This is a genomic window from Ruegeria sp. CG3 (assembly GCF_056537205.1).
Genome location: NZ_JBQFRC010000001.1, coordinates 1,516,236 through 1,529,184, shown reverse-complemented (window position 1 = coordinate 1,529,184; position 12,949 = coordinate 1,516,236). Strand labels below are relative to the sequence as shown.

Sequence of the window (12,949 nt, the reverse complement as noted above, 5' to 3'; positions counted from 1 at the left end):
CCATGGTACTTGAGACAAGCCTTATGGCTTTGCCAGTGTTCGTACCAGTTCAATCACTACCAGCATCTGGTCAAAACGAAACCGGTTGACGTTATGGAGCGTCTTTCTATTTTTTATCCCTCTATCCTGCGCGACTCGCAAATATCCAAGGGATGTGAAGTGTCAATCTTTCGAGTTCTGTGAAACGTCGGAAAGCGTTGTCAGCTTTGAGTAGCTTGCTGTCCTTGGTGGACAGATGAGTCGCGGCAGCTTTGTCCGCACAGCGGTTGCTCATGGCGAATGCAACAAATGACAGCTACGAGCCCAGAGCCGCCGGATTGAAATCGCGCCCTTCGCTCATGCAGCAAAAAAGTTGCCTTGATTGATCCAAGCGCTGCGCTGCAACGCAGCCTTAAAAGCGGCCATTCGTTGTGGGCGCAGCAAAGCTTGGAGGGTCTATGACCGAGTTGCGGACAAATCCGCCGCTCCCATTGCCGAGAACGATGGAGGCAATCAGCCCAAAGCGGTCATGCTTGATCAGCACGTTGGGCGGAAAGTGTGAATTCGCGGCCGTGCAGCGTGTAACAGATGAGATCGCAAAAGGGGACCTTCATTCCCGCGACCTGCGGCCCGTCCTGCCCAGAGATAGTGCGTACAAGGCACACCCAGAAAGGCCTTCTCGGCTTTCAATCCCTAAGCGCGGACAAAGTCTTTTCTTGTGGTTTCTCCACCGGGCCCGTCTGGGATGCGAGCGGTTGAACGGGCGCACTCCATGACGTGACGAACAATAGCACTCCGACCACGGTCACACAGGTCGCACCGGCGACTTGGGCAACGCTTTCAAAGCGTTGGTGGGTGGCTGCATTCGAACCGATCCGCTGCGCAACCTTTGCGCGCCCCCAGATGGCCGCTACGCCGATCAGAGACATGGAGATCGCCATGCCCAGCGAGATCGCGCTCACCATGGTGAGCGCCGGCCACACAAGGTCATTTGCAAATCCAACCAGCATTACGATCAGCGCGCCGGTACAGGGCACAATACCCACCGCTGTCGCAAGCCATCCGTCAGTTCCTCTGGACGATTTTTTGGCAGTTGCGCAGGCAGCGCAGCCGCTGTGGGTATTGTCGTCATTCGGGTGCCTGTGATGCGGCCCGTGTTCATGGGCTGTTGACGCCGTTCTTCGGAGGTCATGAATTGTCCGAAGGCTTTTCCAAAGCATCCAAAGGCCAATGGCAATGATCAGCGCATAGCTGCCCATCCGGATGAGCCGGTAATCGGAGGGTGCGCCGCCGGTGGTTTGCCGGATCGCAAGGTCGAGCAGGAATACAGCCGCAACGGCCGAGAACACGTGCACGATGGCGATACGTACCCCCATTCCGATACCGCGGCGCAGACCGCCCCCTTCACCGACGAAATAGGAAATCACGACGGCTTTTCCGTGCCCGGGCCCGAGCGTGTGCAGGACACCGTAGAGAAACGCGACGAAAAGAGCGAACGCTACCGTCGCCAGCGACTTACCCTGATCCATCGATGTCATTGATGTCGTGAAGAGATTGCTGATCCAGGCCTGTGTCCGGACGACAATATTACCCTGAACAGGCGCAGCGGCAGACGCCTTGATTTCACCCGGTACGCCCCAAACCTGTGCCTCTTTCAATGAGTAGGATGCTTCGACCATCCTCTGCCCGTCGACGAGGAACAGATTGCTGACAGACGGTTCATGTTCCAGAACGCCGCGCAGCCGAATTGCGTGAAACGCTTCGTCTATTTCAATGCCTTCCGGTACATCGACACGGACCATCTGGTTGGGCGGCGGCGGGGGAGTGTGAATGCAGGCCCCCACCCACGGCACCAGCAGAAAACTGAAGACGCGCCCGTTGTCCCCGCGCAGCGGCAGGACGTATCCATCAAGCGAAACTTCGCGCCCGAGATACTGCCCGGTTACGCCGGTCGCCTCTTCGCGCCGTTTCTCCATCACCACAAGGCGCTGGGTCAAAAGCTCGTCCGCGTCATAGCCTTGGTCGCGCAGCCGCACACGGGCCTCCTCTGCCCGCTGGCCGAGATCGGTGTCATCCACGCGGCGCGCGGCATCCAGGATCGTCCGCAGATCATCCTTTTGCTTGTAGGACATCTCGAGGAACGGATCGTCATAAGGCGCCGTTGACGGCGCCAGATCATCCCAGACCACATGCGCTGGCGCATCGGCCAGCGCGGTCGAAGGGTGCAGCCCCAGCACAAGCAACAGCAAGAGCACCATACGCCCGAAAAAGGTGATGACTTGTTGCGCGTCCATAGCAGGCCTTTCCATGTCACACCGCGTTCTTGAATTTGACGCTGCCCATCATGATCAGATCAATGTTTCCCCACGGGTTGGCGGCCAGTCTCAAATCCTCGAGAGGGTTGACGACAACCAGGATCAGGCCTCCGTCGGTGACGAAACTGGTGACGTCGATCATCTCCGCGGACAACCCGTCAAGGACATTAGTGTGTGTATTGTTAATAGGACAGGGGGCGTCCCGCGCCCCCGCGACCGAAGCCGCGAGGACGAAAGCAAAGGTAGTCAGCTTTCGGCCACGCATGACCGGTCACTCCATGTCGAACTTGTAGATGGTGCCGTCCTTCATGATCATGCCGAAGTTCGCCTTGGCATCGCCGATCAACTGCAGATCCTCCAGAGGATTGCCGTTGACGAGGATCATGTCCGCATAGGCGCCTTCCTCGATCACTCCGAGCGGGCCCAGTGGGTAGGGCGTCAGGTCGCCCGACATCTTCAGCAGCTCGGCGTTGTCACAGGTTGCCATTTTCAGCGTTTCATACGGCGTGAACCAACGTTCCATCTTGGCCAGCACCGCGCCCTGGCGTTTCGCGAGGTCCGCGCTGAACAGCGTATCGGTGCCGAAGGCGATCTTCATACCCAGTTCCTTGGCGGTCTTGTAGACGAAGTCGGTGCCATCGGTGACAAACTTGTACTTGGCCTTCTGGAACTCGTTCAGAGCCGGTGCGTCTTCATCATCCATGAACGGCTGCATGCTGAGCCAGACGTCCTTGTCCTTCATCATCTGCAGGGTCTCACGGGTGGCCATGTGGCCGTGTTCGACGCTGCGCGCGCCATTCTCGATCGAATGCCGAACCGCTTCATCATTGATCGCATGGGTCGTCACATAGGTGCCCCAGGCTTCGGTCGCCTCGACGGCGGCCTGGAATTCCTCGTCGGTGAACTGGATGACATGGATCGGGTCATAGGACGATGTCACGCCGCCACCTGCCATCAATTTGATATGGGTGGCCCCCTGCATCAGGTTTTCCCTGACGCGCTTCAGAACCGCCGGAACGCCATCCGCGAGATAGAACATGTTGCCTTCTTCGAAAGAGTGCAACTCACCCAGCGGAGTTGGCACGTCCCGGGTGATGCGGAAATCCTGGTGGCCGGCGGTGATTGACAAGGCTGGCCCGGATGGAAAGACCCGCGGCCCGTCGATCAGCCCCTCGTTGGTTGCGCGCGCAATGTCGAACATCGGTCCGGCCACGTCACGCACTGTTGTGAACCCGCGCGACAGCGCGTTGTTCTGGGCCTTGGCGGCCAGAAGGTTCCAGTAGCCCTCGCCCGTCAGGGCCAGTTGCGCAATCGTCGCTTCAGCAAAGACCCCATGCCAATGCGCGTCGATCAGGCCGGGGATCAGCGTGTAGCCCTCGGCATCGATCTCGAAAGCGCCTTCGGGTGCCTCAAGATCGGAACCAATGGCAGAGATCAACTGACCGGAAACCAGAACGTCAACATCCGCGAGCTCTTCGTCACACCCGTTGAAGACCTGTGCCCCCCTGATCAGCACATTGTCGAATTTCATCTTTACGTTGGTGGTTTCAATTTCACCGACGACACCGGCCGGGACGACCTCATGGTTGGCCTCATGCGCCAGAACGCTGACTGGAGTTGCGGCGAGCGTCGTGCAGAGCAGATAGGTGAGCGTTCTGTTGGTCATGATGTACATCCTCATTTTCAACCGATGAATGAATTTGGTTTTGGTCGCGCAAAACTGTTTTTGGTTGCGCAGCCTGGGTTTTCAAAAATTGCGGATCGCGGTGAGTGGACCCGCTGGGCTTTCTTGTGCTTCCGTGGCACTGAAATGTTCAGTCACATGAGGGCGTGAGCAGACCCAAGAAGTCAACAGTGACATCGCCCCGCATCAGAAGTTCAGCACCTTATATCCAACCTGGACAGACCACTCTGCCGGCCTGTCGCCGCCAAACAGAATGCCAGGCTTGATGAACACTTGACCGTCACCGCCAAATGCCTTGCCCGTCAGCATGCCCGCGGTCACCTGTAGGCTGCCGAACGTCGCGTCCGTTTCCCAATCGTGGATGATGGCCGGGTCGAAGGTCAGGTAGAAACGCGGATTTTTCAGCTTGGGAACATAGTAGAAGTCGATCGTGGTAGTGTTCACATTCTGACCTTGATCATTTCCGCCCTCCAGTCCGAATGTCTGAACCCAGGCCGGGGCGAAAATTGCTCCGTTGTTGAGAAACCACGCGTAGAAGGCCGAGGTTTCACCGGCAAATTGACCATAGCCGGCGGCTTCGGTTTCTGCTGTGTCCAGAAACAGTTCAAAAGTGAAAGCGGCCCCGTTTTTCTCGGTAAGGTAAAAAACGTCAATGTAGGTAACGCTGATGTCGCCCAGCGTGAATTCAACCCCTGGCTTTCCGCCGAAGATGGGGTTTGCGTTGAACGGGCTGTCCGATCCGGGCACGGTGATCCGGAAGGCCCGTTTCCCACCCTCACCAAAAGGCTGCGTATAGAAGGCCTCGAACAGACCGGTGTTCAGGTCGGAATTGATCTGGTTGAACTGATACTGAAGCCCAAACTGCGTCGTGAGCAGCGTTGGATTTGTTCCGTTGTTGATCTCGCTGAGGTCTTCCTGAGCTTTGGCAGGTGGTGCAATGGTGGCTGCAAAGAGAGCTACCATTGCAGGTAATCTGCGCAGCTTCGGTGCAAGCGATGTGCCCGAGGCTCGATACAAGGATTTGATTTCGACGGTGTCCACTCGGCTGTTCCCCATCTCGAGTTGGTGCTGATCTCGTCAGCCTTTCGACACGCGCTGACACTCTCGCATGAGACAAGCCCAGATCTCGAATTGCAACCTGCAAAAATTTTCATACACCATGAGGGATCATGAGGGATGATGTGCTACCCAACGCGTCCTCGACCGTTGTCAGATTTTCTGCCGATCTGGCCGGAGGTTTCTGTTCCATTGATCTATGCTGCCAGTTCGGCCACCATACTCAAGTCCGTTTCGACGACCTTGGCTGTGAGAATGGTCCTATTGATGGGTTTTAATTGGACACGGCTATCCAAAGCCGGCCTTCACCCATAGCCGGGCACCGGCGGTTGGGTCCGCACTGTGTAATTCGCCAATCCGCAGATTTAGCCGTTGCAGCGAATATCAGGTTCGGCGGGCCGCACCGCAGCATGCCGTGCTACGAGTGAACGGCAGGTCTGGGCCGTCCTCAAACTATGCAATGGTCCCTATCCTGCGCATTGCTGTAATTGGGGGATCGCGCAGCATCGGTCAAAGTGGGCTCAGTGTTGCCGTTCTCCGCAGCAAGCATGATTGGCTGGTCCCAGCCTGAAGCAAGCATTCACAATCACGCTTTTCAGTTTTGCACCAAGCCATTGACTAGGACATGCGCGACGTTCAGGAAATCATGTTGTCTGCTGTAGACGACTGAATTGGGCTCGGTGCCATCGTTGTCTGCTGTTAGCATGATTGGCCGCACGCAGCCCGAAGCGGACCTTCGCAACCAAGCTTTGCTAACTCCGAAATACACAACGAAACGGCCAGTTGCAGAGGTTGTATCGGCGGTGGCAACCAACCATTCATGTCGTCGACTAACCTGTTCAACGTCGCACTACAACTTCTCCGAACTGATCCCACGAGGACCTAATCTTCGAAGCGTTCATTTGGCTCGACCACATTTACTTGCTTCGGAACTTGGTCGGTGTCATTCCGGTCTGACCTCGGAAAAAGCGAGTGAAATGGGACTTGTCAGAATAGCCGAGCATCAGTCCGATCTCTGCAATTGTCATCTGGTTTTGTTTGAGGTGCTCCTTGGCGACATCGATACGCAGCCGTTTGATTTCGCGCGGTAGCGTTGTGCCTTGTTTTTGAAGCGCTTTCAGAAACCGTTCCGGTTGTATTCCCAGCATTCCAGCCACCATCTCTGGTCCCAAATCGGTTTCATCCAGTTTGTCGCGTAAGACAGATCGCAAAGCTGCCACCACGGTTACTTCTTCATCTTGTCGAAGTGATGCTATGGGCTTGGCAGAACCCTCAGAGACGTGGTGCAAAAACAACCATTCCACAGGAAAACTAATTTGCATTCCGGGATCAGTCCCAAGGCCAACCTCGATCCCTTTGTAGTCGATAGGCAGCCCATTGATGTATCTGCTTTCCCATCGCACACGGGAAGAGTCCCAGGACTCTCCGACGACGGTCTGCAATAGGCGTACATAGATTGCGGCACCAAAACCGGTCACCTGAATGGGTGGGACGGTTGGTTCCTGTTGCCTCTCGATACGATAAGTCGCTTTGTCTGCTTCAATGACAAGGCTGTGCCGCACAGAATTGGACTCCTGCGGCACGAGCTCAACAAAGCGGGTAAAAAACTCGAACAGCGTTTTTGTAGATTGCAAGGCTTGAGCGAAGGGCGGCCATCCTTGTAGGTCAAACGCTTCCCCTACATTCAGTCCTAGGTATCGATCCCCTGATACTTCTGAGAAAGCATTTACCAAGCCGTAAACCAACTCGGAGTGAACGAACACGGATGGGTTAGTCATCAGTTCAGCTTTCAAGCCGACCTGATCCAATGCTGGTTGCGGATTGATCTTACGTTCGGTGAGATATTGCAGAAAGGGAGCGGCTAAAGAGAGGCGAACAAAGCCCTCGCTATGCTCTCGGGAGGTGGAGTTGAAAGGCAAGCTCATAACCCTTGTTGGATTAGCTTTAAGAAGTGGCCATTTTTGCAGTCACATTCGTACATCCTAATTCAAAAGGGGCAACCGAGCCAATGAATTCCAGACTATAGTTGGCAAAACATGAATATGAAGGGAGTACTTATGTCCGGCTTACGAATGTCTCTTTGCTCGACGGCAATTGTCGCGGCAGTTCTTTCTTTTTCGGCGACCGCGCAGGCTCAGGATCAAGAAGAACCCCAAACGCTGTTTACCAACGTGCATGTCTTCGACGGTGTGAATGAACAGCGGATCGAAAATGCAAGCGTTCTGGTTGAGGGCAACCTTATCAAGGTCGTCTCAACTGATGCGATCGATGCCCCCAATGCGGAGGTGATCGATGGCGGCGGTAGGACACTCACACCGGGCTTCATTGAGCTTCACGCACACCTCATGCTCATGGGACCGTCTATCGCTTCCATGGAAACGAACTCGACCTGGGAGGATTTTGGCATCCATGGAACCAGGATGGCCGAGATGTACCTGATGCAAGGATTTACGACTGTAAGAGATGCTGGCGGCGCCAACGGCGGTCTGCGGAGGGCCATCGACGCCGGACAGATCGTCGGTCCACGTCACTATGCGTCAGGCGCGTTCCTCGGGACACGCGGCGGCCACGCTGACTTCGCATCCTTCACCTCGCCGCCGGGCGGACAGACCAACTTCGGTAATCTGAACATGGCGCAACAAGTCAGCGGTGTCGATGATGTCTACCTGTATGGTCGTAATAACATGCGCATGGGGGCGACACAGCTGAAATTCATGCAGTCGGGTGGGGTGATCTCGGCGTTTGACCCATGGCAGTTGCTCGCCGGCTCCAAGGAAGAAATCGAAGCTGCCGTTCAGGTTGCCAACGAATACGGCACCTATGTCATGGCGCATTCTTACCGCAAGGAAGCAATCATGAACGCCCTTGAGGCCGGTGTAATGTCCATTGAACACGGCTTCTCCTTCGATTGCGAGATTGCCGAGATTATGAACGAGAAAGGGGCTTACATAACGACTAACCTCACGGCTTTTGATCCGGGTTTGTTGGATATCCCATCGGTCAAGAACGAGCCCAAGAGCCTCGCGAAAGCGATATCGGCGTCCGCGACTTTCGCGAACTACATTCCGAATATGAAGGAATGCCCGGTAAAACGCGGCTTTCAGACCGATTGCGTGGGATCAGTGGAAGCATGCAACATCCAGATTGCTTATGAAAAACATCTCAATAACGAGTTCTTCGGACCGTACCAGTCGATGGTGACACTTACGTCAATCGGCGGTGAGGTCGTAGCTTTGTCAGGCGATTTTTCGAACCCTTACACGGCTGGCAAGCTCGGTGTGATCGAGGAAGGCGCCTATGCGGATATCCTGCTGATCGACGGTAATCCGCTCGAAGATTTCTCGGTGGTTGGTACGGGTGATCAATGGTTTGGGGCCGACCCGAGGCCTGAAAGCCCAGAAACAATCCGCCTGATCATGAAGGACGGTGTGATCTACAAAAACACACTGGATTGACCAGATAAGGCAGCCGGAGAGCATTCATGCGAAATTGGTTTTGCTCCGCAGTATTCGCAGGGTTGGTTTTGTGCGGTTATGATGCTGCGGCGACGCCTGGAACCGCGTTGGACTGGGCAGACCTGCTAGATCCGTCTGCGCAGGTCTTTGATGACCCCTATCGTGATCTCAGCCCTGAACAGTTCGACGATGTTCTTTTCGTTGTGCGTATACGCGGCAGGTTGCAGCAGGAGGTTGGCAGCGCCGAAGAACGGCAGAAATGGCGATTGCTTTTAGCAGAGACCGAAGACGCCTTGGTGTCAGACGGAATTGACGTCGACTGGTTACTCGATCAGCGCGAGGTTGTGACTGAACGTCGAAGAAAGGCTGGAACGAGCGGAAACCCGCAATTCGACGGCCGAACAATCACACTCGCGGGCTTTGCCATTCCTGCTCCGAGCGATCCGGACGGCCGGCCTGTGGCGTATTTGGTGCCAGAAAGAGGGATGTGCAGCCACATGCCTCCACCTCCGCCTAACCAGATGATCCGTGTGCGGTTGAACGGGGACTGGGCGCCTAGCTATTTCCACGAACCCGTTCGGCTGACAGGCACGCTGACTATCGATCCTTCCGTTCATAATATGATGGTTGTGGATGGCCTCATGCCTATGAATGCGACTTTCCAGCTAGAGGCGGAACGTGTCGAAACTCTGGAAACCGAGGCAGACAGGTTGGAATGGAAGCAGCGTGCTGCTGATCGCATCCGCGCGGCAGGAAATCGCAAGACCGGTGGGGCACAGGCGTCAAAATGATAAGACTTCTGGTTGCCGCATTGAGCCTTGCATTTGCTGGCGCAGCGTCGGCTCAGGGACTATCCGGGCCATCTTCAGTCGAAGCCGATCTTGCGCCCGGAGACGGGCTCACCGATCCGCAATATCGTTCCGATTTTCCACGCAACATCGCACCGGGTTGGTTTCAGTGGAAAGACCGACTGGCTGAGGGTGGTTTTCGGTTCAACATTGACTACCTGGCATTGGGCCAAACCACGGATGCTGATCTGGGAACCGGCGAAGCAGCCAGCGGAATTGCGCGGTTCTACGGCAGTTGGCAGGCAACTGAACGGGGGTCTCTGACATTCAAGATCGAAGACAGGCACAGTTATACTGACGTTGCTCCGCAATTTCTCGGGCTGGATGGCGGAGCCCTTTCAATCACGGGAACAGCCTTCAATGACAACGGTTTGCTTCTGACCAATTTGTTCTGGACCCAAAGGGCTGAGAATGGGTCGTGGGCGCTGCAAGTCGGCCAGATTGATGTAACGGACTTTGTGGATATCTACGGGTTGGTAAGCCCCTACAGTGGTTTTCAAAACCTGTCTTTCAATACCAACCCGACAATCAACACGCCCAACCAAGGCCTTGGTATTGCCGGTGGGGTAAAGCTGAGCGAGAACCTCTACGCCGTTGCCAGCGTATCAGACGCAAACGCCGACCCGTCCGATCCAAACTTTGATGTGTTTAGCGACGGCAATCTCTTCAAGTCGCTCGAACTTGGGTACACGTCCGGCTTTGATCGCATCTACTTCGACAATATCCATCTGACCCTCTGGCATGCGGATGCGGCTGACGATGGCAGTCGAGCAGAAGATTACGGCGCAGCGTTTTCCGCCGCATGGTTTGTTGACAATAAATGGATGCCGTTCTTCCGTGCAGGGGCCTCGAAGGGAACCGCAGCGCTTTATGAACGGTCGATTTCTGCCGGTCTCGGTTACTATGGTCGCAACACCGATTTGGCCGGTCTGGGCCTAAACTGGGCCGAAGCAAGAGGCATAGATGGCGATCAGTTCACGCTTGAAGCTTTCTACCGCTTTTCAATCTCACCTGGACTGCAGATCACGCCATCGGTACAATTCATTTCCGACCCGCTTCTAAATCCCGATCAGGACCGGATTACCCTGTTCGGTCTAAGAACCCGGATCGTTTTCTAATGCGGGGTGAAGGCAGTCACTAAGGGGTGTGCCAAAGGGCAACTAAGAGAGATCAAGCGCGTGCCGGAATTTTCAACGCCGGTCGAATGAAGTTGGGAAGCAAAGGAACAATCTATGAAGATTGCATACGGAATTCTTGCAGCCTTAGCAGTTGTGTTTTTCATCCTTGGAGGCAGCGATGCCCATGCCAAAGACAACAAGGGTAAAAAGCCGAACAAGGGGGGCAAGAACGGTGATGTCAGCATTCAGATAGAAGACAAACCCGGCAAAGGCCCAAAAGCTGTACCACCTGGACAGATCAAGCGCTACACGCGCGGTGCCAAGCTCCCATCTGACCTGGAGTTCGAGGATATTGGGGACCTTTCCAAATGGAAGCTTGGGGAGCCGGGCAAAGGAAACCGCTACATTCTGGTCGATGACGAAGTCCTCGAAGTTACGAATGACCTGTCTACCGTGGTCGATGCCGTCGGCATCGTCGGTGATCTTCTAAATTAGGCGAAAGTACGATGTTTCAGGGCAAGAACTACCTCGTTTGCCCTGACGCTGGCCGGGGCGATCATTTGTGAACCCCCGCCCAAGTTCAAAACCCGGATCCGAGGCGCTACGATGATAAAGGCCCTTCTTGTTCTTTTTGCGCTTGCTACCTTTTCGTCAGAACGCGCCCTACTCGCTCAGGAAAACGGTGCAACTGAAGTCCCGCAAACAATACGCTTTGAGGGCTATGTATAGCCCAGTCGCGAAGCAGAACTGTCGCCTTTGGTGGACAATGTGGTCAACCGGACTTTGCATAGTCTGCTTTCTGCGCATCGCTGACCTTAAAGCGCGTTGAAGCATTTTGTATTTTGGGCTCCCTGCAGCCATCCGAACCGAGCCCGCCGAGCGACCGCTTCTGGCAGCGAATGTCAAGGTTTCCTGCTATCCCGATGACAGGGCTGAAGTTTCTGAGCGGTTCCAATGGCTGCTTTTGAGCCGTCATCCAAGCTTGAGCCGCTGCGCCGCCGCAAGGCGGCTACGAGCCCAAATTGTCTGATGCTGCGCGATCCCCCAATTACAGCAATGCGCAGGATAGGGACCATTGCATAGTTTGAGGACGGCCCAAACCTGCCGTTGGTCGCGCTTCAGGGTTTCTGCAGTCGCAGCCCGCATTGCGGACATTCGCTGCGAGTGCCTGTTAGGGAAGTCGGCAAACCCGACGAAGCTACCGTTCGTATCGCCTAATCCAAGGTCCGCAATCTTGGCTTCAGGCTATCCCTGTCGCCACGTGTCGGTCGTGGCTCCATTGTCGGGGTGACTGGCCATACATCCGTTTGAACTCGCGGCTGAACTGGGAGAAGCTTTGGTAACCCACATCCCAGGCGGCCTCCGAAACGGTCTTTCCCTCGGCGATTTTCATCGCGGCTTTGTTCAGCCGCATCGATTTCACGAACTGGATCGGCGACATTGTCGTGGCTTCCTTGAAACGCCGATGGAAGACCGCGCGGCTCATGCCCACCCGATCGGCCAAATCGTCGATGGTGACCTGCTTGTTCAGGTGGTTTGCAAGATAGGCGATGGTGCGCGCGATTTCGTTGCCGACGCCAAAGGTACGTCTTGCGGCGGTGCCGGCCTCGCCCATGAGCACCGCGTAGCACAGTTCGCGCAACCGCCCGCACACGAGCCTCGACGGGCTCACCCCGCGGGAGTATCACCAATGGTCAGAAGAGGACCAAACCCTGAACAGAGCTAACCAATAAAAGCGGACTCCAAGGGGAGCAGGTCAGACCAATTCAGATGGGGAGGCTCACAGGCCCGATAAGGGCAACGCGAGACAAAGTTGGTATTCGCTGTTGGTCCAGCTCCAAATCTTTACAACGTCAGACCGGTGCCAGTTAATTTCTTTCGGAGGCTTGTTTGGCAACTTGGTCACCTGCAGTTTCAAATACTACCAGCCCTAGCGGTGCTGCCACGGCGACGAAGGAAAGTTCCTTGACTCTATCGCTGCCACGAACCACAAAAGTGTATTGGTGAAAGTATCTCGTCGCCGCGATGCTGCCGGTTACGATAAACCAATGGCCTTCAGACTAACTGTAGCATGTGCCCCAGCATAGGAACGGGTTTCGCTGGGGTCTTCGCTATGAGCTCGTTCCTCGCAAGCATTTGCAACTGTCACCGGACATGCACCTGTCATCGCGTGACCAAGGAAAGAAGGCGCCGCATGAACAGCACTTGGCACATGAATTGCGTGTTTGATGCCCGATAGATCAGGTCTCTGGCTCCGTTTGGATCAGTCACTCATTGGGTTTACGCGCTGCATACTTTGTTTGATCTCGACACTTTTGGTGTCGCTCTCAGGAACGCAGCTTGCTGCCCAAGTCGCAGGCAATGCCAGTGCAACGGTTTGTGACGAAGGTTTCGAAAACAGAAACGGATCCTGCCAAAGTCCAGACGTACCCCAAAACGCATATTTAACGGGTAGCTCCTATGGCCGCGGGTGGGAATGCAATCACGGTTTTCA

The 12,949-nt window shown here is 55.3% G+C and carries 10 protein-coding genes; 4 read left to right on the top strand and 6 right to left on the bottom strand.

What is annotated here, in order from left to right:
* Positions 1-665: 665 nt before the first annotated feature.
* The 5 genes from ACR0NB_RS07555 to ACR0NB_RS07535 all read right to left on the bottom strand — a co-directional run bounded on the left by ACR0NB_RS07555 (position 666) and on the right by ACR0NB_RS07535 (position 6,959).
* Positions 666-2,168, bottom strand: coding sequence for a HoxN/HupN/NixA family nickel/cobalt transporter (locus tag ACR0NB_RS07555; RefSeq protein WP_480775321.1), 1,503 nt, complete (start codon positions 2,166-2,168; stop codon positions 666-668).
* A 121-nt stretch (positions 2,169-2,289) separates the two neighbouring features.
* Positions 2,290-2,436 carry a hypothetical protein gene (locus ACR0NB_RS07550; protein ID WP_170371463.1) on the bottom strand — a complete coding sequence of 49 codons (147 nt, stop codon included), beginning with the start codon at positions 2,434-2,436 and terminating at the stop codon, positions 2,290-2,292.
* Positions 2,437-2,565: 129 nt separating this feature from the next.
* The gene (locus ACR0NB_RS07545; protein ID WP_480775320.1) at positions 2,566-3,960 is read right to left on the bottom strand and encodes a metal-dependent hydrolase family protein; all 1,395 of its coding nucleotides are present in this window, start codon (positions 3,958-3,960) and stop codon (positions 2,566-2,568) included.
* A gap of 204 nt (positions 3,961-4,164) precedes the next feature.
* Entirely contained in the window at positions 4,165-5,019 is an 855-nt protein-coding gene (locus tag ACR0NB_RS07540) for a hypothetical protein (protein ID WP_170369649.1), read from the bottom strand.
* A 932-nt stretch (positions 5,020-5,951) separates the two neighbouring features.
* The gene (locus ACR0NB_RS07535; protein WP_170357373.1) at positions 5,952-6,959 is read right to left on the bottom strand and encodes a helix-turn-helix domain-containing protein; all 1,008 of its coding nucleotides are present in this window, start codon (positions 6,957-6,959) and stop codon (positions 5,952-5,954) included.
* A 132-nt stretch (positions 6,960-7,091) separates the two neighbouring features.
* On the opposite strand from ACR0NB_RS07535, the gene ACR0NB_RS07530 reads away from it, so the two are divergent.
* The 4 genes from ACR0NB_RS07530 to ACR0NB_RS07515 all read left to right on the top strand — a co-directional run bounded on the left by ACR0NB_RS07530 (position 7,092) and on the right by ACR0NB_RS07515 (position 10,950).
* The gene (locus ACR0NB_RS07530) at positions 7,092-8,489 is read left to right on the top strand and encodes an amidohydrolase family protein (protein ID WP_170343535.1); all 1,398 of its coding nucleotides are present in this window, start codon (positions 7,092-7,094) and stop codon (positions 8,487-8,489) included.
* A gap of 26 nt (positions 8,490-8,515) precedes the next feature.
* Entirely contained in the window at positions 8,516-9,280 is a 765-nt protein-coding gene (locus ACR0NB_RS07525; protein WP_480775319.1) for a DUF3299 domain-containing protein, read from the top strand.
* Entirely contained in the window at positions 9,277-10,455 is a 1,179-nt protein-coding gene (locus ACR0NB_RS07520) for a carbohydrate porin (protein ID WP_170357375.1), read from the top strand. The genes ACR0NB_RS07525 and ACR0NB_RS07520 overlap by 4 nt, the downstream gene beginning before the upstream one ends.
* Before the next feature lie 114 nt (positions 10,456-10,569).
* Positions 10,570-10,950, top strand: coding sequence for a hypothetical protein (locus ACR0NB_RS07515; RefSeq protein ID WP_170337130.1), 381 nt, complete (start codon positions 10,570-10,572; stop codon positions 10,948-10,950).
* Positions 10,951-11,695: 745 nt separating this feature from the next.
* Here the strand turns inward: ACR0NB_RS07515 and ACR0NB_RS07510 are convergent.
* The gene (locus ACR0NB_RS07510) at positions 11,696-12,088 is read right to left on the bottom strand and encodes a helix-turn-helix domain-containing protein (RefSeq protein ID WP_480775631.1); all 393 of its coding nucleotides are present in this window, start codon (positions 12,086-12,088) and stop codon (positions 11,696-11,698) included.
* Positions 12,089-12,949 lie beyond the last annotated feature (861 nt).

What these genes read in the sequence shown, in the direction of transcription:
- ACR0NB_RS07550 (WP_170371463.1), bottom strand. Translation starts at nt 2,436, where the DNA reads ATGATCGACGTCACCAGTTTCGTCACCGACGGAGGCCTGATCCTGGTT.
- ACR0NB_RS07545 (WP_480775320.1), bottom strand. Translation starts at nt 3,960, where the DNA reads ATGACCAACAGAACGCTCACCTATCTGCTCTGCACGACGCTCGCCGCA.
- ACR0NB_RS07535 (WP_170357373.1), bottom strand. Translation starts at nt 6,959, where the DNA reads ATGAGCTTGCCTTTCAACTCCACCTCCCGAGAGCATAGCGAGGGCTTT.
- ACR0NB_RS07530 (WP_170343535.1), top strand. Translation starts at nt 7,092, where the DNA reads ATGTCCGGCTTACGAATGTCTCTTTGCTCGACGGCAATTGTCGCGGCA.
- ACR0NB_RS07525 (WP_480775319.1), top strand. Translation starts at nt 8,516, where the DNA reads ATGCGAAATTGGTTTTGCTCCGCAGTATTCGCAGGGTTGGTTTTGTGC.
- ACR0NB_RS07520 (WP_170357375.1), top strand. Translation starts at nt 9,277, where the DNA reads ATGATAAGACTTCTGGTTGCCGCATTGAGCCTTGCATTTGCTGGCGCA.
- ACR0NB_RS07515 (WP_170337130.1), top strand. Translation starts at nt 10,570, where the DNA reads ATGAAGATTGCATACGGAATTCTTGCAGCCTTAGCAGTTGTGTTTTTC.